Annotated in this window: 15 protein-coding genes; 5 read left to right on the top strand and 10 right to left on the bottom strand. The window is 52.0% G+C overall.

The features are described from left to right. Positions 1–44: 44 nt before the first annotated feature. Positions 45–254: a cold-shock protein gene (locus tag C3F13_04460; protein ID PWB55539.1), complete on the bottom strand. Its 210-nt coding sequence runs from the start codon at positions 252–254 to the stop codon at positions 45–47. A gap of 348 nt (positions 255–602) precedes the next feature. On the opposite strand from C3F13_04460, the gene C3F13_04455 reads away from it, so the two are divergent. Further along, complete coding sequence (locus C3F13_04455) at positions 603–968, top strand: hypothetical protein (protein ID PWB55538.1); 366 nt, start codon at positions 603–605, stop codon at positions 966–968. Between the two features lie 36 nt (positions 969–1,004). Here the strand turns inward: C3F13_04455 and C3F13_04450 are convergent, their stop codons facing one another. Continuing rightward, entirely contained in the window at positions 1,005–1,985 is a 981-nt protein-coding gene (locus C3F13_04450) for an alpha/beta hydrolase (protein PWB55537.1), read from the bottom strand. Positions 1,986–2,161: 176 nt separating this feature from the next. On the opposite strand from C3F13_04450, the gene C3F13_04445 reads away from it, so the two are divergent. Both C3F13_04445 and C3F13_04440 read left to right on the top strand, forming a co-directional pair. Next, positions 2,162–2,848 (top strand): DNA-binding response regulator, encoded by a 687-nt coding sequence (locus tag C3F13_04445; GenBank protein PWB55536.1) that lies wholly within the window; start codon positions 2,162–2,164, stop codon positions 2,846–2,848. A 26-nt stretch (positions 2,849–2,874) separates the two neighbouring features. Beyond that, positions 2,875–4,218 (top strand): sensor histidine kinase, encoded by a 1,344-nt coding sequence (locus C3F13_04440; GenBank protein ID PWB55535.1) that lies wholly within the window; start codon positions 2,875–2,877, stop codon positions 4,216–4,218. A 113-nt stretch (positions 4,219–4,331) separates the two neighbouring features. On the opposite strand, the gene C3F13_04435 is transcribed toward C3F13_04440, so the two are convergent. The 5 genes from C3F13_04435 to C3F13_04415 all read right to left on the bottom strand — a co-directional run bounded on the left by C3F13_04435 (position 4,332) and on the right by C3F13_04415 (position 9,512). Next, on the bottom strand, positions 4,332–5,351 hold the full coding sequence (locus tag C3F13_04435; GenBank protein PWB55534.1) for a nitrogen fixation protein NifH: 1,020 nt from the start codon (positions 5,349–5,351) through the stop codon (positions 4,332–4,334). 28 nt (positions 5,352–5,379) lie between these two features. Next, entirely contained in the window at positions 5,380–6,318 is a 939-nt protein-coding gene (locus C3F13_04430) for a hypothetical protein (protein PWB55533.1), read from the bottom strand. A 124-nt stretch (positions 6,319–6,442) separates the two neighbouring features. Next, positions 6,443–6,832 (bottom strand): glyoxalase, encoded by a 390-nt coding sequence (locus C3F13_04425; protein ID PWB55532.1) that lies wholly within the window; start codon positions 6,830–6,832, stop codon positions 6,443–6,445. A 13-nt stretch (positions 6,833–6,845) separates the two neighbouring features. Then, entirely contained in the window at positions 6,846–7,688 is an 843-nt protein-coding gene (locus C3F13_04420; GenBank protein ID PWB55531.1) for an EamA family transporter, read from the bottom strand. A 132-nt stretch (positions 7,689–7,820) separates the two neighbouring features. Beyond that, positions 7,821–9,512: an AMP-dependent synthetase gene (locus C3F13_04415; protein ID PWB55530.1), complete on the bottom strand. Its 1,692-nt coding sequence runs from the start codon at positions 9,510–9,512 to the stop codon at positions 7,821–7,823. A 245-nt stretch (positions 9,513–9,757) separates the two neighbouring features. On the opposite strand from C3F13_04415, the gene C3F13_04410 reads away from it, so the two are divergent. Beyond that, positions 9,758–10,234 carry a Cys-tRNA(Pro) deacylase gene (locus C3F13_04410; GenBank protein PWB55529.1) on the top strand — a complete coding sequence of 159 codons (477 nt, stop codon included), beginning with the start codon at positions 9,758–9,760 and terminating at the stop codon, positions 10,232–10,234. Between the two features lie 72 nt (positions 10,235–10,306). Here C3F13_04410 and C3F13_04405 read toward each other — a convergent pair whose 3' ends face one another. From C3F13_04405 to C3F13_04395, 3 genes are all read right to left on the bottom strand, one after another. Further along, entirely contained in the window at positions 10,307–11,095 is a 789-nt protein-coding gene (locus tag C3F13_04405; GenBank protein PWB55528.1) for a hypothetical protein, read from the bottom strand. A gap of 63 nt (positions 11,096–11,158) precedes the next feature. Then, positions 11,159–11,821: a hypothetical protein gene (locus C3F13_04400; GenBank protein PWB55527.1), complete on the bottom strand. Its 663-nt coding sequence runs from the start codon at positions 11,819–11,821 to the stop codon at positions 11,159–11,161. A gap of 234 nt (positions 11,822–12,055) precedes the next feature. Beyond that, positions 12,056–16,123, bottom strand: coding sequence for a hypothetical protein (locus C3F13_04395; GenBank protein PWB55526.1), 4,068 nt, complete (start codon positions 16,121–16,123; stop codon positions 12,056–12,058). A 485-nt stretch (positions 16,124–16,608) separates the two neighbouring features. Here C3F13_04395 and mgtA point away from each other — a divergent pair, with 485 nt between their 5' ends. After that, positions 16,609–19,242, top strand: a complete 2,634-nt coding sequence (mgtA, locus tag C3F13_04390; protein PWB55525.1) for a magnesium-translocating P-type ATPase — start codon at positions 16,609–16,611, stop codon at positions 19,240–19,242. Positions 19,243–19,389: the final 147 nt, after the last annotated feature.

The raw sequence follows: 19,389 nt of genomic DNA, 5'->3' as shown, positions 1-19,389 counted from the left end.
CGATTGTGCGGCAGGTCAGGTTTGGCTTGTAATTTTGTGAATTATTACATGGGGATTACATTGGCAGCTTGCAAACCCTTCGGGCCTTTCTCGATGGAGAACTCCACCTTCTGGCCTTCCTGGAGAGTGCGATAGCCGTCAGATTGGATCGCTGAGTAGTGCACGAAAACATCCGCGCCATCGGGCTGAGATAAAAATCCATAACCCTTGCTCCCATTGAACCATTTGACTGTGCCGACGATTCTTTCAGACATTGATTTACCTCCGTAAGGTATGAAAAAAGATATGTGGTGCGCCTTCAAATCCATCGGAGCAGTCAAAAAAAAACAGCCCAAGGAGCGAGCCTTGGACCGTCTTCATTACTACGTGCAACGAGAACTTTCTGGCTTTCCTACAGGGCGTTAGTGTACCAGTGAATCACTGAATCGTCAAGCTGCAGGTAATGAATGTGTCAGTGCAAAGTAGAAATGTCCCCTATTTAATGGATAGATGACTGAACTCAATCTGTTTCATGGGTAAGAAGCTCTTGAAAATTGGCCGATAATTCCAGCTATGATCTGGGTAGAATGCCGAAGTATCTACTGGTCTAGGGAGTAGCGTCTATGTTCACTAGAATCTCGACGATTTCAGTGCCGGTAAAAGACCCTGAAATCTCCAAATTCTTTTACACCAATGTGCTTGGCTGCCGTGGGATGGAAGATGTGCAAGCCACGCCTGGTATGCGTTGGCTCAGGTTGGAATTTCCCGGTGTGGAAACCTGCATCGTGCTGGTGACTTGGTTCCCGCAAATGCCTCCAGGCAGCCAGCAAGGAGTCATCCTGATCCCGGATGATATTGTCAAGACTTGCGACGAATTGAAGAGGTGCGGGCGGGAGATTACCCCCATCAAGCAACAGCCTTACGGACAGGAAGCCACTTTTCGAGACCCCGATGGCAATAGCTGGGTACTCCAGCAACTTCCTCTGTAGAGTTGGGGATGAGGTTGGAAAAGTTGCTCTGTTCCCTTAATGTTGCCGGATAAATTCCCCAATCCTTTCAATGGCTTGGCGTCCTTCCGGCAAGCGGCTGGCTGCGTACTGCCACACATGCTGCATCCCGGGCCATACCTCCAGCTTGACCTCCACACCCGCCTGTTTGGCTCGTTCGGCAAATTGTTGTGCATCCGAAAGCAGCATCTCATCCGAACCGACCTGGATCAGGATGGGTGGCAAGCCTGGTAAATCGCCAAAAAGTGGCGATGCCAGAGGGCTGCGTGCATGGACGTCTCCGAGATATATGGATTGTAGCTTATCGGCAGTGTATGGATTGACGATCAGCTCTTTTTTGAGATTCTTTTTCCAGCTCTCGCCACTGAAGGTCAGGTCAATCGCGGGAGATAAGCATACACCTCCCGCGGGTAATGGGAGGTTCCTTTCTTTTAGCGCCAACAGGCAGGATAAGACAAGCCCCCCACCCGCTGAATCACCTGCAAGGAATATCTGGCCAGGCTCATAACCTTGTGCCAACATCCATTGATAGGCAGTCAACGCATCCTCAATACCTGCAGGGAAACGGTGTTCGGGTGCCAGCCGATATTCAATGATCAATGCCTTCGCCTGTGCGGCATAGGCAATACTACCTGCCAGGTGGCGGTGAGATTCGATTGACCCGGAAATGAAGTACCCGCCATGAAGGTATAGGATGCCCCGACCTCTGTCCACTATAGATGGTGTAATCCATTCAGCTGGAATACCCTGGATGTCAGCGTGAGTGCAATCAATGTCAGCCAGGGGTTTGAACAGTTTTGCCATTGCATCCATCTCGGCCCGTTCCTTTTTAATATCAAGTGTCTTCGGAAAAGGCGTGATCAACAGGTGTACCTTAAAATAAAGCTTCAGCAGTTGTCCTTGGATGCTTGTCATGCTTTCCTCGCTTCTTCTATATATTTCAGGTAATTCATGATTGGGTAGACAGGTTTCGGTATCACACCAATCGGTGGACGTCATGAAGATAGCAGAATTATATGTTGAAATTAAAATACTTGCATCAACCTCAGGCTGGCTTGAGCAACAGTAAGGACCATCAAAACATGATTCAGCAGGGCAAATCCAACAGAACGCATAATTAATTCACATCTATATGTTATCTTTTATATTTATCTCGAAAGCGATATACTCACCTCATGGCTACTTTGCTGATCATCGAAGATGAACCTGAGCTTGTGCGTGTCCTGCGTTCTTATCTGGAGCAGGCTGGATTCTCAGTGCTCACCGCCCTGCGGGGTGACACCGGGCTCACCACCTGGGAAGATAAGCGGCCGGACCTGGTGATCCTCGATCTCAACCTCCCTGGGATGGATGGACTCAATGTTGCCCGGCGCATTCGCCAGAATGAAACCCGCCGCACGCCGATCATCATGCTGACTGCCCGGGCAGATGAATCCGACCAGCTTATCGGCCTGGAGCTAGGAGCAGATGACTATATCCCCAAGCCATTTTCGCCGCGCATCGTCGTTGCGCGGGTGAATGCACTCCTACGCCGTACCGATGCAGGTAGCCAGGCTGGCCAACCCTTGCGGATTGCTGACCTTGAGATTGACCGGCAAGCTCATCAGGTTACACGGGCGGGGGTCAGCATAGAGCTCACCCCCACTGAGTTCAGTCTGTTGGTCACCCTGGCCAGCCAACCAGGGCGGGTGTACAGCCGCTTGCAGCTGCTCGAAGCGGCCCAGGGTGTGGCATACGAGGGATATGAACGCACAATCGACGCGCACATCAAGAATCTGCGCGCCAAGATTGAGCCTGATCCAAGAAACCCCATCTACATCGAGACTGTCTTCGGTGTGGGTTATCGTTTTTCCCGTAACTGAGCTATCGAGATTGGTCAGAATGAGACATGCGCCTTAAACTTTTCCTTGCTTTTACCCTGATTGTGTTCGTCTCTGTCTCGCTGGTGGCGGTGATTGCCCGGCGTGGGGCTGTTAATGAGGTCCGCACCTTCATGTTTCGGGGTGGTATGTATGGCTTGAATGAGCTGGCAACCGGCCTTGAAAATTATTTCCGCAACAACGGCAATTGGAATGATGTCCAGTCCATTTTCAGACAACCGCGAGGAGTTCCATCTGGGATGAGCAATATGATGAATGAACACCTGCTCCTGGCGAATTCCTCAGGTGTGGTCGTCGCAGATACCCAGCAAGCCCAAATTGGGCAGAAATTGGCTCCTGTTGAGTTGCAAAATTCCATCCCAATCATCGTGGCTGGGAAGGACGTAGGTTACCTGTTCTACGAGGGTGGGATGAATGTTATTCCTGGCAACGAGCAAGCCGTGCTCCAGCGGTTGAACCGCAGTGTTTTACTTGCCGGGATTCTCTCCGTTGTGCTGGGGTTGGTTGTTTCCTCCGCCTTGGCTTACACGCTGCTGCGCCCGGTGCGCGCTCTCACCGTGGCAGCCAAGAAACTTGCTGAGGGTGACCTGTCACAGCGTGTGGAAGTGAATGGAAAAGATGAGTTGGCAGACCTCGGCCACACCTTTAACCAGATGGCCGATTCGCTCCAGCAGGCAGAAGAAGCCCGGCGTGCCATGACTGCGGATATCGCCCACGAGCTGCGCACCCCGCTGGCTGTCCAGCGCGCCAACCTGGAAGCGCTCCAGGATGGAGTCTACCCCCTCACTGTGGATAACTTGGTGCCGGTGGTCGATCAAAATCACCTGCTCACCCACCTGGTGGAAGACTTACGTACGCTCGCTATGGCAGATGCCGGCCAGATTGAGTTGGAACGCACCCCGACCGACCTGGTTTCTTTGGTTGGCAGGGTGGTGGAGCGTTTTCAACCCCAGGCTGTCACCCAGCAGGTTGAGCTGGTCATCACTCCTCCACCATCCGCACTGCCACCTGTCTCTTTGGATCCGATCCGCCTGGAGCAGATCCTCACCAACCTGCTATCAAACGCATTGCGCTACACCCCCGTTGGTGGGAAAGTCGAGCTGGCTATCGTATCGTCAGCGAAGAAAGCCATGGTACACATACACGATTCGGGTCCGGGGATTCCTCCCGAAGCGTTACCGTATATCTTTGGACGTTTTTACCGGGTAGATAAATCTCGCACCCGCGCCGAGGGAGGCAGCGGGCTGGGGCTCGCCATCGCCCGCCAGCTGGCGCGTGCCCACGGGGGAGACCTGACGGTCGCCAATCATGCTTCAGGTGGGGCCGTGTTCACCTTGAGCCTGCCGTTGTAAAGATTCCCACTGAATCCAGTACGGGTGTTCCTCGTCAGGCAAGCTGTGACACCGAATCGTATACAGCTGTGAAAACCGGGTGTTGCCTGGCGCACATATGCAGTAAACCGGGTCTATCCGCTAGCAGCTCGCTTTAGCGCTCTCATTGCTCTCAATGTTACCCACTTGTTGGGTTGTTTCTTATCCCCATAGTTTCCCCAGGTCTTACCTGTATAGTCGTACTCCAGCAGCCACCTGCCATTTTCATCCTGCTTATCCCGGATGAGCTCCAGCGTGTTCGCAAGCAGTGGGTCTTTACCATAACCCAAGACCACCAACCCTTCCACCAGCTGGAGCAGGTCAGTGATGTAAAACACCGGGAAGCCGAACTTCCACCAGTTTCGGCTGGGTTTATCGCCCAGCCTGGTCGGCCAGGCAGCCGTTGCCGGGTCAATACCCAGGAAGAAATCCAATCCTTCCTGGATGGCTTGCTTTATCAGTGGTGATCGTTGACTTTCTGGGAGTTTACCGAAGGCCAGCATGACCTTGACACCCCCCCAGGCGCAGGGCTGGCCATAATTAGGTCCACAAGCGAATAATGGCCCACACTTGTAGGCGTAATACCTGCGTTCAGCATCCTTGTCGTTTCTGGAGGCCAGGCCCTCCCCCGTCACTGTACGTGCCATCCAGTCAAAAGCTGCCTCCAGGCGGGGGTCTGCATAGCCGATCTCGAGCAGAGCCCACAGCAGGTTGCCTTGCAGGCAATCGATTGTGCTTGATGGTGTTCCATAGACGCTGAATTGGCCACCAGGGGAGAAGGAATGCTCCATGAGATAGCGGCACCCCCGGTCAATACGCTCATCCTGATCTAGCCTGGCTCCCAGCTGCGCCAGCAGGATGATGGTCCAGGCGGTTGAGCGATATTTGGCCGTATATCCTGGGCCTGGTTTCGCCCAATAGCCTTCGAGGTGGATGTTATCAAGCACGCCAGCAATGGCTCCATTCTGATGTGCTTCTGAGCATGCGGAGATAAATTCTGGGTCGTCAGCAGGTTTATCAAGCAGGTCACGCAGCGCCAGGTAGCGTACCCCGGGGTTATCCGGTTGCAATAACCAGGTGATGGGATCACCTTTCAGCTGATCTTGCCAGCTCATCGTCTCATCCTATATTGCCTAGCAAGAGCTATTTCTGTTTCCTGGATGCCGAGTACAACCCAATGAAGACGAATAAACCTGCCATCAATCCCACCGCGGTCGGGTTGGGTATCCGAAACAGCTTCGATAACGGTCCGGCAAACAGCACCATCGCCAGCAGCGAAATCCCCAGGATGGTGAAGATTGACATTCCGCCACCTCGGCCTCCCCGTTTGGCAATGCGTTGCCCGTATTGCGGCGCCGTGCCTGTATCCAGTACTTTCCGGGCATCCGTGCCGGCTCCCCCCTGCGGGTCAAGCTCGATCACCTTTTCGAAATGTACTTTAGCCTGTTCGTCTGCATCCGGGATGTACAGGGAGTACAATGAGCCAAGCTGGTAGTGTGCTTCAAGGAAATCCGGGGCTTGTGCAATAGCCTGCTTCAGATATTTCTCCGCGTCCTCTACCTTGTTCACCTCGAGCGAGAATATCCCGAGCAGATAGATGGCAGCCGGAAACTCGGGTTTATTCTCCACCGCTAGCTTTAGTTTTTCAATTGATAAATTATGGTCTTGTGATGCAATGGCCTGCAAAAATAACAGCTCGGCGTGGTTTGGATGCTCCAATAGAGCGCCTTCCATGCTGGTTTTTTTCTTCGATTGGGGTTGTAAAATGAAATCTAAAACCTGGAAATTCGCGTTGTGTTTGTCTGCCTCGGTTTGGAATCCCTTGAACCAAACAAGCACTTCATTCCAATCTTTTTTACTCACCTTCACCAGATAGCTTTTATTGCGAATGATGTTCGGTGGATTGGTGAACAGGCAGGCGATATTTTGTACGAATGTCGCCGCCGGATGGCCTGGTTCGGCATCCAGCCATGTGGAAGCGGTTTGGTACAACCCTTCCCAGTCACCTTGTATTAAATCTGCCCTTAATCGTGAGCTATAAAGATTGCTTTGGGCTGGAGCATTTGTCGTTATTGAATCCACGATATGACTTCCTTTCAAATAGCAAAATCATGGTACCTTGCTCTTATCAGATAATATTCTATTTCCATCTGCTATGCATGGCAGGTCTCTAGGAGAGTATTTTACCAGCCTTACCTGACTGATATCATACGGTGATTTCTACCCGGTTCCCATCTGGGTCGAGGATCACACACTCGTAATAACCATCTCCGGTACGGCGAGGTCCATCCACAACCTGATAACCATCATTTTGGATCTGTTCGGTCAGTAGATCCACCGCTCCTTCGCTTCCAACGGAAATAGCAATATGAAAATTCTCCCGGGATTGACTGCCCGTCAGCGTATCCGCTTCAGGAACAATCAAATGGGTCATGAGTTCCAAGCGAGCGCTTGAGGAAAAGTTCAAGAAGTAGGAGGCAATCTGCTTCGTTTGATTAAAATATCTCTTGCCTGCCCTGGCTTGAAAGTAGTTTTCGTAAAATTCCCTCATTTGCTCCAGCTGATTGGTCCATATGGCGATATGCTCAATATGCATGGCCTACCTCCAGTTATAAAATGATCAAGGTCATTGCCAGCAGGCATAGGAGCAGGCCTGCCAGTTGTGCCGGTGAAACTTTTTCCCTCAAAATGATGCGGGCCAGAATGACTGTGCTGGCTGGGTAGAATGATGAAAGCAAAGCGGCAATATCCAGGCGGGTGAGCTGCGTCGCCAGGAGGTAGAGAATATTACCACCTGTGTCCAGCACCCCTGCCAACAATGCCAGCGGGTTAGATACGATCCCGGGCGAGGGCAAGCGGTTCACCCGTAGCATGATGATGGCGATGGCCAGGGTGACCGTCCTGGCTACTAGGATCGGGACAAAAACCTGGCCTTTTTCAACGAAAGATATGAACAGGAAGAAGCCTCCAAATCCGATCCCGGACAGGAAGGCCAGGACTAAACCTTTGCGGAAATCTCCGTCACCTGCTTGAGGTGATCTGCTTAGCAGCCAGATGCCGATGAATGCCAGCACAAATCCAACCAGCTGGGTGGTGGTTGGGAGCCCGACTGTAATCAGGCCATACAGCACCGGGATCAGCGCACAGATGATGGCCGAGGTAGGTGCCACGCTGGCGGTGTTCCCCATCGATAAGGCTTTATAAAGGGCTGCGACCCCCAATGCCCCGCTGGCACCAGCTAGTGCTCCCCACAAGAAGTTCCGCCCACTCGGTAGCCCTTCTCCTCTCACCAGGGCACATAACCCCAACATCACCATGCCTGTCAGGGCTGCCAACATGAGCACCTGGTATTGGTGGCTCTTGCGGGTTGCCTGCCCGCCACTGAAATCACCGCCTCCCCAAACTGCTGCGGAAGCAAGGGCAAGGAATATCCCCATCAGGCTAGCAGGCATGGAGTTCTATGATCTTGTTGTGTGTGGGGGAATTGGGGTACTGCATCGGTTAAGTGTATCACCAGTCTTCCAAAGTTAACAACAAGGGCACAGGCCAGTGAGTATCAGCCTGTGCCCATTGGGTCGTTACGGTTATTGTATCTCGCCTGATTCTTGCTGCCGGACCAGCTCCCTGCGCAGTACTTTGCCCACCATCGATTTCGGTAATGAGGTACGGAATTCAAAGAATTTTGGTACCTTGTAGTTAGTCAGCTTGGTATGGCAATACTGGCGTAACTCGTCCTCAGTCACCGTTTGCCCTTCTCGCAGCACCACCCAGGCCTTTACCGCTTCGCCCGAGTAGGCATCCGGGATGCCTGCTACGCCGACTTCCGCCACTGCCGGGTGTGCTGCAATGACTTCCTCAACATCCCTCGGCCATACCTGGAATCCGCTGGGTTTGATCACATCTTTCTTGCGATCCACAATGAACAGGTAACCATCCTCATCTAAATAACCGAGATCACCCGTGAACAACCAGCCATCCCGGATGGTGTTGGCAGTTTCCGTGGGATGCTGGTAGTACCCCACCATCAGCTGCGGGCAGCGTGTGGTGATCTCACCCACCTCGCCGGTGGGTAACTCCTGTAAACCTGTGTCTGCATCAACGATCCGCACTTCGATATCCGGCAGGGGCACCCCGGTGGAGCCTTGCTTATAGGTTCCACCAACCGGTGTAATGACCGTGGCCATCATGTTTTCAGTCATGGCATAGCCTTCAACGATATTCCCTCCAGTCAAGGCTTCAAAGCGCTGCTTGGTCTCAATCATCAGCGGGGCTGCACCCGAGATGCAGTTTTTGATCGACTTCAGGCTCACCTTGCCCGATTGGACGTCTGGGTGCTTGATCAGGGCGATAAACAACGTTGGCACACCGGGCAGAAAAGCGGGCTTGACCTTGTGGATGGTCTCAACCATGTCATTAATGTCACGCGGGTTGGGGATCAGGATCAAGGTGTTGTGTCCAACCAACCCGGTAGGCAATACACCTGCCAGCCCGTACACGTGGAACAGCGGCATGTTCTGCATGATCGTATCCTGCCACTCGATGGTATTAGGCCTGAACCACGTGCTGATCTGCATGCCCGAGATCACCAGAGCCTTATGTGAACCGATAGCACACTTGGGAACACCCGTCGTACCACCCGAGAACAGGAAGATGGCGTGATCCCCCGGGCCAACTTTCACACTGGGCTTTGGCGCCTCAGCGTACTGCTTGAGCAGGTCGCCCAGCCATAAATCCCCCTGTTGCAAGGTTATACGGTAGCCTTCCTTCTTTTCTTTGGCAACGGTGAAAAGGATGCGCAGCACTGGCGGCAGGTATTCTTTGATATTGGTAGCGATCACATAGCCTACTTTGCTGTGTGCCTGGGCAGCCTTGAACTTGTTATAGAATGATGAAAGTACGATTGCAGCTGATGCTCCGCAATCCTGTAGGGCGAATTCCAGCTCACTCTCGGTATACAGTGGGTTCAAAGGGACGGCGATCCCTCCTGCTTTCCAGATCCCGAATAGACCGATGACACTCTGCGGGCTGTTGGGTAAGACCAATGCCACCCGGTCACCTTTCTTTACTCCCTTAGCAATCAACCCTGCACCTAATACGTTACTCAGCTTTTCAAGCTCAGTCGCGCTCAGTGTGGCGCCCTTGAAATAAAGGACGGGGAAGTCGGGCTTCACCTTCACAATCTCGCGCAACGTCTCAATCAGGGTGATCTCTGGATACGGTTCCAGGGTTTTTGGAACTCCGGCGACGTAATGGTTTAACCACGGTTTTTCTGACATAGCTCCCTCCTCTGATAAACGTAGGTGTATCCACCTGTACCTGGTGGATGCTCGATAGAAAATGCACCAACCTGATGCAAAATCACAGCTTCATACCTTGAATTAATCAACCGTTGAAACTAGCTATTCAGTTTTGCAGTAAAATCAATCAGTAAAATTGGGAATTCCAGAATACCAATTGCAATGCCCGATACTATTGCAGTGTACTTATTAATATACAGGAGAATTAACAGGAAGTCAACGCTGTGGTCGCCAATAATATTACTCGCCTGCTCGACGCCAAAAAAATACCCTACACCGCCTATGAGCTGCCGGCGGAGAAACTTGGTGCTGTGGAGACTGCCCAGTTATTGAATATTCCCCTCGACCAGGTGTACAAGACCATCGTGGTTAAACGTGAGGGCAAAGGCAAACCCATCCTGGCAGTCGTCCCCGGATCGACCGAAGTGGACCTGAAGTTATTGGCAAAGGCTGTAGATGAAAAGAAACTGCACCTGCCAACGGAGCACGAAGCTGAACTGCTCACTGGCTTGCAGGTCGGTGGCATCTCTCCTTTGGCATTGATCAACAAAGGCTTTCAAGTTGTGGTCGACGAGAGCGCAAAAGGATTTCGTGAGATCCATATCTCGGGAGGTCGTCGAGGTTTGAATATCCGTATGTCGGTGGAAGCCCTGGTCAGCCTGACCAATGCACGCTTCGAGCCGATCAGCCACCAGCAGTAAGAAGCCTTATATTATTTTTCAGCCCAAAAAGATTACACATCCGGCGCTGCCCTGCTAAACCGCTGTCTCACTTCAAGCCTCGAGCGCTGGTAAATAGCCCCTTTCCTGCAGCCACATAAGGGATGGATCAAGGTCTTCCACAGGTGTTTCGACCGTCCAGACTGCCCGGGGTGCATGCCTTGCCAACCAATCGAGCACCCCTTCAACCTGAATGGTGCCCTTATCCAACCGCCAATGGTCATCCAGGCTGCCCCCATTATTGTGCAGGTGGACGTAACAGATGCGATCCCCAAGCCCGGAGATCCATTCCTCTAACGTCTTGGATGAATTCGAATTCACGTGCCCGATATCCAGGCAAATGGTGATGCGCTCTCGATTAAGGGCCAAATTTACCTGATCAATCAGCTCCCTAAGGTTGGTAAAGCTGTCCTCATACACGTTCTCGACGTGGATTTTACCTTCATAGCGGGTGGTGCTCAGAAACTCCGTCCAGAATGCAAGCGAGTTGCTTAGCCATAGCTCACCCGGATACGTCTTGGGGATGAACCCCGAATGCAGGATGAGGTGCTCCGTGCCAATTTGTTGTGCCACTTCACAGGCTTGCCTGAACCGCTCGAGAGTAGCCTGCCTGATCAATTGATCACGGCTGGCAGGGATCAGATCGGAGAACGGGCCATGCATGCTCAGGTGGGCGAGGTCTTTGGTCATCTCGATGATCTCGTTGCGCAAAAGATTAGATGTCTCCAGATCACGTGGGCTGGTAAATTCCTGGACTTCAAGCCCTACCTGGTATTTATTTGCCAGAGGTAATGCAAGGTCGAGATCTCCCCAATCGGTGATATAAATCGGATGATTTTGCATTTCAGCATTCCTGTTATTTTAGTTCTACCTGTTTATACACAACCAAACCGTCGTAATAATGATCTAAGCAAGCATTTCGGCTAGAAGCTCATGCCCATTCTTCTTAGCCAGGTCAAGGGCAGTTGTCCCGTCGTCGTTGGGGATAGACTTGTCGGCTCCATACTTCAAGAGTAACTTCACCAGGTCAATGTTGCCGTTTGCAGCAGCTTCATGGAGGGGTGTCCATCCACCGATCTGAACCACATTGACCCTGGCTCCGTGTTTTAATAACATTTCTGCCATATCGCAGGCTATGTCAGCGTCGTGATGCGCCACCGCGCTATGCAAGGGGCACACCCTCATTGTGTTGTTCGAGGCAATATTTACATCCGCACCGGCGGTAATCAAGCGCTCGAGCACAACTTCATGCCCGAAGAAGGCTGCCAGGCCTAGCGGGGTAAAACCATCCGGTGAGAAACGATCCACAAGCGAGCTGTTTGCGTGAAGCAGCTCATCGGTTTTCAGTAAATCGCCGGTGGCGGCTGCCTCCCAGATATCAAGGTCGGTTTTTCGCTCCAGGAGCAACTCCAGGATCTCAGCCTGCCCATAGTACACCGCGATCAGCACCAGTGAGACGCTATTTTCATACCTTGCACCAATCAGCCCTGGCGTATGATCAAGCATGTTCCTCACAGAGTCGATGCTCCCCGTCTTAATTTTATTAAAGAACTCAGCTGTATTATTCATCTGTTGTGGCTAATCCCTCAAATGGACCATAAAGCTGATGTACAGCTCTGTAGAAGCTTATTTAATAGAAAGTATACTTTAAATATCATCGTGCAGTTATGGTTTTTATTGCTTCGCCTACAGCCGTGATTATTCTGCTGTATTGCCACTTGTAGATTGCAGGGAAATCATCAAAAAAAAACCTGGCTGGTTTCAAAGACCAGCCAGGTTAGTTGATCACCCTAGAAAAAACTGCTAATCGTCAACGTTGTCCAATAATCTCATTTCCTTCTTTAGAGACATGAACACATCCACTACCTTTGGGTCGAATGATTTTCCGCGTTCATCCAGGATATATTGAATAGATTTTTCCTTCGACCATGCTTTCCGGTAAGGTCGGTCGGAGGTCAACGCATCATAGACGTCTACCACGGCGAATATGCGGGCAGCCAGCGGGATTTGCTCGCCTATCAGGCCACGCGGGTAGCCGGTGCCGTCCCATTTCTCGTGATGGCTTCCGGGGATATCCAACGCTGGGCGCAGGTAAGATATGGGCGCCAGCATCTCAAAAGCATACTGGGGATGCTTGTGCATGATCTCCCATTCATCATCGGTCAGGGCATCCGGCTTCAGCAGGATCGTATCCGGCACACCCATTTTCCCCATGTCATGCAGCAGGATGCCCCGGCGCATGTGCACCAGGTCAGCCTCACTCATACCCATCACCCGAGCCAGGGTGAGTGCCATTTCGGTGACACGCCGGGTGTGGCCTTCGGTAACCGTGTCGCGCATATCCAGGGCGCGTGACCAACCTTCGATGGTGGCATCGTACGCCAGGCTGAGCTCGAGGTTGGAGCGTTGCAAGTTGGTGAATAATTGCGAGTTGTCGATGGCAATCGTAACCTGCCCGGCGAGGGTTTCGAGGAATTCCTCCCATTCCGCACTATGCTCATGGTGCGTCCGGTCAAATACCTCCAAGACACCTTTTACCTCACCTTTAGCAATCAGCGGGACTGCCGAGTAGGAGATGAAGCCTTCGGTGATAAACGTTTCGGCGCGCCGGAAATTGTGGATGACAGCTTTAAGGTCGTTTATGTGAATTGTGCGCCGCTCCATCATCTGGTGACCGATCACACCTTCGCCCAACAGGAAACGAGATTTCTCGATGGCTTTGGTGAGGAATCCCTTACCGATTGAGTACTCGAACGCATAATTATGAGGGTTCAACAACAGGATGTCGGCTGCATCCACACCCAGTTGTGAAATGACCTGCTGCAGGATGATGTTGAGGATCGACTTCAAGTCGAAGCTGGAAGCGATGGCTGAATCAATGGTGCGCAGGCACTGGACCTGCTGTAGCTGGTGTTCGGTGATCTCAAACAGCCGTGCGTTTTCCAATGCGGCTGCAGCCCGTTCAGCTAACAGATGGCATGCGGAGATTTCCTCTGAAGATGGATGGTAAGGCCTGACATTGCTCAGGGTGATCACCCCTATCACCCGCCCTTCCCTCACCATAGGGTAAGCGAAGAAAGCGTTAATGTCTGGCCGTACCAGGATCTTGCGGATGGCTGGCTCCTGGTTATCGATATCGGAGATGATCAACGGTTCCGCAGTGTCGATCAGCTTACGGATCACGGGTAAGGTCAACCTTATCCGGGAATTAATCGAGCCCGACGGCACTCCGCTTCCGGCAGTCAGGACGGCTTCATTTTTCTCCTGGTTGATCAGCAGCACCGTGCATGTCGAACTGTCCATCACCTCAGCCACGCGCCTGACCAGGGTGTCAAGGACTTCCCCTTCACGTCGCAGTGAGGCCAGGTCGATACCTATCTTAACGATCTGAGTCAGGCGGGCAGTACGCAATTTTTCCGCTTCGTACAATCGTGCGTTTTCGATGGCGACAGCAACATTATCCGCAATGGTCGCTAAAAGCTCACGCTCGCGTTCTCCGAATGCGTTCGGCTGGTAGGCTTGCACTGAGATGACACCGACAACCTTATTACCCAGCTGCATGGGGACACCCAGCCAGGACCTGGAAGGCATCCCCGTTCCCCACAATGACATTGTGGGGAGGTGTTCTTTTTCAAGCTCATAGTCCTGGATCAGCAAGGATTTCCTACTATTGACTACTTCGGCAGTCAATGCGTTCCCGAGGGGTCGAACGGAGGGGGTTTCGCGCACGTCGCCGTCCACCCTGATGCGGAATTCGAGCTGATTAAGCTGCTGGTCATAAAGCGCCATAAAGAAGGAATCGGCAGGAACCGCGTGGATGATTTCTGAATACACGATTTCGAGCATGTCATTCAGGTCGAGGGTTGAGCTGATGGCACGCGCCACGCGGTTGAGCAACGCCATTCGATCTGCATACTGGCGGGTTTCTTTCAAGCTGGCCCGCAGCGCATCCTCGGCTTTTTTGCGCTCAATGGATACCGCCACCTGGGTGGACACAAACTCCATCAGGTCCAGGTCATCCTGGTTGTATTGCACACCTTCCTCGTAGCTTTGAGCTACCATCACACCCGTGACCCGCTCTGCCACCTTGAGTGGTACGCCGATCCAGTCGATTGAATCGGAACCGACGACTTCCACTTCTCCTTGCTTAACAAGTTGTTGGAACACCTTTTCCGGAGCCCAAAGCGGCCGCCCCGTACGAAGCACATACTCCGTCAGACCGCGCTCTGGTTTGGCTGGCGGAGGTGCTTGATCATAAAGGTCTACATAGTATGGAAAACTAAGCAGGTCATTGGGCGCATCATACAGGGCGATATAAAAATTTTCCACGGGCATCAGCTCAGCCAGGATGGAGTGGATGGAAAAATATAGCTCATCCAGGCTGGCAGTCGTCACTAATGCCTGAGAGATGCGGTAGATAGCCTGTTGAACTTGTTCTGCCCGTTTTGCTTCTGTGACGTCGCGATATAAGCCAATGGATCCATGAGAGACTCCATTTTCATCCCTCAGCTCCACGGCCGAATCGAACACCCAATGGATCGTACCGTCTTTGGCTTTTATGCGGTACTCACATTTCCAATTCACACCGGGATTCTCACCCGAAATGATCCTGCTAAGCGCTTCATCCCATGGATAACCTGCCAGGTCTCCCATCAGCCGGGCATCCAGGATCAGCGATTTCCAAATATCTTCATTAAACTGATCTGCGGAATATCCAGTGATCTGCTGGATTCCTTCGCCGATAAAGTCATAACGGATATTTTTACCAGCATTGGTATAAGTTTGATAATACGGAACTCCCCCAGTTGATTCAATCGCCTGGCGGTAAATGGTAACCGATTCGCGTAAGGCTGCTTCAGCCCTTTTACGCTCTTCAATCTCAAGCGCAGCTGATTCGTACAGGCGGGCATTTTCGACTGCCACTCCAGCATGGTTGGCGAACAAGGTCAACTGATCCAAGTCTCTGGGCGTGAATGGTTTCTCCCTGAAGACGTGCAGCACGCCGATCACCCGTCCCTGCCAGGTCATGGGTACGCTTGCCAGTGCCGGCAATGGTGGGTCACCGGTCTCTGCGAGCGCTACCTTTCCAGGCCAGCGGGTGTAATCCTTGATGATTAATGGTTTTCCAGTCTTAACCACCTTTCCCGCTGCTCCTTCGTTAAACTGATGGATAGGTCCGCTATCATCGCAATGCGTATTGTAGGAAACCACACATTTAATCGTTTGGGCTTCTCGATCGACCAGGTAAAGGCGACCCCCGTTAGAATCCAATAGCTTGGTGGCTCGTTCGATGATCAGGTTCAACAAGTCAGGCAGCGATTGACGGATGGTCAGGTTCAGCACCGTTTCTTGCAAAGCGGAAAGTTCGGTGGCATGCCGCTCAAGCTCCATCTCAGCGTGCTTACGCTCGGTGATGTCGATCATGAAACCCTGCCAGAATAGCGGCTTACCTGCCTCATCTCGGATAAGCCAGGATTCATCATAAATCCATTTCAATTGACCCTGGCGTGTTCGAATGCGATATTCGACTTTATACGGTTCTCCAGTTTCTTCAGTGCGTAAATTCTCAGCCCCCACTCGCTCCTGGTCATCTTCATGGATGATTTTGAACCACAGATCGTTGTCGGTCATCCAATCTTCCACCTTATAGCCGGTGACGGCTTCCAGCTGAGGATTGATGTATACGGTCTGATTGGGTTCGCCCACCGCATCTGTATAGATTACGGCTGGGATTTGCTCCAGCATGGCGCGATAACGATATTCCAATTCAGCATCCGATTTTGTCAGTTTCCTGATCTGCCTGGTGTGCGTGCGATGATGATCATCGCGTCTGATCGTGGTCAATACAGCTGTAGCTAATCTATCATTCATGCCGGACCTCCAGGAGGAGGTGTTGCAATAAGTACACCATCTGAGAAGTTGATTTCATCATCACAAGTTGCTTCGAAGAAAAATTGGTAAGTATACAATACTCGATATCAGGTACTTTTTGCTTATCACTTATGTAAGGAAGCCTTTGCTTACAACTTCGTCTGCTTGTTCAGGTTGGATGACAGCGGATGGAAGCTCATTGGCTCATCCCACGAATATTTCGTCCTTCTAATCAAGGATAAGATGTCACGAATCCGTCTCTTGACACATCTGATACGCAGGACTATATTAGTCAGGCTTGACAAGAGCAGAAAGTCAGAAAAAAAACATGAAGGTATCTGATCGTAGTCATAAGCAAATTAGCCACCTGGCTGATTGGAGCTGCCGAGGGTAAGGTAGTGCATCCCATGAGATAGCGGTCCTCATTGCCTGCCCCTGCGCGATCCTTCAGCGTGGGGGTATTTATTTTCCGAAAGGAGGTAAAAATGGGCTTCTTCGCAACATTACTTTCCACTCCTGCACGCCTGACGGGGGCAACCCGTGGAAATGAAACCGGTATCTCGAAACAGCTTGTCGAATACGCAAAAAAAGACCTATCCGCTGTTTTTGAACAGCTGAAGACTTCTCCCAATGGCCTGAGCGTTGAGGAAGCTGAAACGCGCCTGGGCACCTACGGGCACAACGAGGTGGCTAGCAAGAAGCGCATCACCTGGTACATGCGTTTGTGGAATAATGTAAAAAATCCGCTGGTCATCCTTTTATTGGTATTGGGGTTCATCTCCTACCTGACGGGAGATATTCGCGCCGCTGGTGTGATCTTCTTGATGGTGGTATTGGGAGTGGTGTTACGCTATTTCCAGGAACAACGGGCCGATCATGCCGCCGAGGATCTCGAAGCCATGGTGAGCACTACCGCCACGGTAGTGCGCCAAGGTCACCACCAGGAGATCTCACTCAAGGATCTCGTCCCAGGCGACGTGGTTATGCTCTCTGCAGGTGACATGGTTCCTGCGGATGTGCGCCTGCTAACAGCTAAGGACCTGTTCCTTAACCAGGCCGCCCTTACGGGTGAATCTCTTCCGGTTGAAAAAACACCCGGACCCCCCGCAGACACGATTGATAATGCACTCGAGTGTGGAAACATCTGCTTCATGGGCTCAAATGTTGAATCGGGTTCGGGCACGGCGGTGGTGCTCCACACCGGAAGCCGGACGTACTTTGGCACCCTGGCCAGCTCACTGGCCAGCACGCGCGTGGTCACCAGCTTCGATAAGGGTATCAACCAATTCACCATGTTGATGATCAGCTTCATGGCGATCATGGTGCCGCTGGTTTTCCTGTTTAACGGTTTAAGCAAGCACAACTGGCTGGATGCTTTCTTGTTTGCCCTGGCAGTGGCAGTCGGCCTCACCCCTGAGATGATGCCCATGATCGTCACGGTGAATCTCTCCAAAGGTGCCATTACCATGTCGCGCAAGAAGGTCATCGTCAAGCGCCTGGATTCCATTCAAAATTTTGGCGCTATGGATATGCTGTGCACCGATAAGACCGGCACCATTACCCAGGGGCGGATCGTCCTGGAAAAGTACCTGGATGTGAGAGGCAGTACCTCTGATCGGGTTCTGCATTATGGCTACCTGAACAGTTATTACCAAACCGGGTTAAAGAACCTGATGGATGAGGCAATCCTGAACCATGAACACTTAAATTATGACCTACAGGTGGATGAAGACTTTCACAAGATCGATGAAATCCCGTTTGATTTTCAACGCCGCCGCATGTCGGTCATTATCGAAGATAACCTCAACCGCCAGTTGCTGATCTGTAAAGGAGCGGTGGAGGAGATCATGGCTCTTTCTACAAAAGTGGAAATCATGGGTGAAGTGCTTGACGTACTGCCTGAACATGACGCCAAGCGGCGAAAGATGATCCACGACCTGAACGCCGATGGCTTCAGGGTGATTGCCATTGCCTATCGATATTTCCCGGGAGATAACGATGAGCCTCATTACACGGTCAAGGATGAGTCGGACCTGACCCTGATGGGCTTCCTGGCATTCCTCGACCCGCCCAAGGAGAGTGCATCGGAAGCCATTCAGAAGCTGCACAGTCACAATGTGGATGTGAAGATCCTCACCGGAGATAATGATGTGGTCACAGGCAGCATCTGCCGCCAGGTTGGATTGCCTGTGGAGAACATGCTGCTGGGTGCGACGATCGAAGACATGACAGATGAGCAGCTGGCCACAGCCGCCTCAACCGCCACCGTGTTTGCCAAACTCTCACCCTCCCACAAGCAGCGCATCATCCAGGCCTTGCAGAATAAAGGACACGTGGTGGGCTTCATGGGGGACGGAATCAATGATGCACCGGCCCTTAAAGCCGCTGATGTGGGCATCTCGGTAGATTCCGCGGTGGATATCGCCAAGGAATCGTCAGATATCATCCTGCTGGAGAATAACCTGCTGGTGCTGGAGCAGGGCGTGATGGAAGGGCGCCGCGTATTTGGCAACATCATGAAGTACATCAAGATGGCCGCCTCCTCCAATTTCGGCAACATGTTCAGCGTGTTGGGTGCCAGCATTTTCCTGCCGTTCCTGCCCATGCTCCCTATCCAGGTGCTCACCAACAACCTGCTGTATGATTTTTCGCAGACTTCTATCCCTACTGACGAAGTGGACGCCGAATGGCTGGAAAAGCCGCGCAAATGGGCGATCGGCGATCTACGCCGTTTCATCCTGGTCATCGGGCCGATCAGCTCGATCTTTGACTATCTGACGTTTGCACTCATGCTATATATATTCAAGTGCTGGACCAACCCAGCCCTGTTCCATACTGGCTGGTTCGTCGAATCGATCTTCACTCAGACCTTGATCATTCACGTCATCCGCACCAACAAGATCCCGTTCATCCAAAGCCGCGCCAGCAAGGCGTTGACCTTGACATCGCTGGCTATTGTGGCAGTGGGGACCTGGCTGCCCTATTCGCCCCTGGCTGGCACGTTGGGGTTCGTCCCACTGCCGGGGCTGTACTGGCCGTTCCTGCTGGCTATACTCCTGGGTTATATTGTGCTCACCCAGGTGGTGAAGACCTGGTTTGTCAAGAAATTTGGAGACTAACCTTCTTAAATAGATAACGGATTCAATCCAATCGTAATGTGTAGAGACGCAGCACGATTGCGGCTCTATGTATCAGCCTAAGTCTGAGCAGCATACACCCCAGGATTTTGTTAATGCGCAAGGATTGCGCTCCAAAGCTGTGACAAA

The organism is Anaerolineales bacterium, assembly GCA_003105035.1.
Classification (GTDB): domain Bacteria; phylum Chloroflexota; class Anaerolineae; order Anaerolineales; family UBA4823; genus FEB-25.
This window is presented reverse-complemented; position numbering and strand designations above follow the sequence as displayed.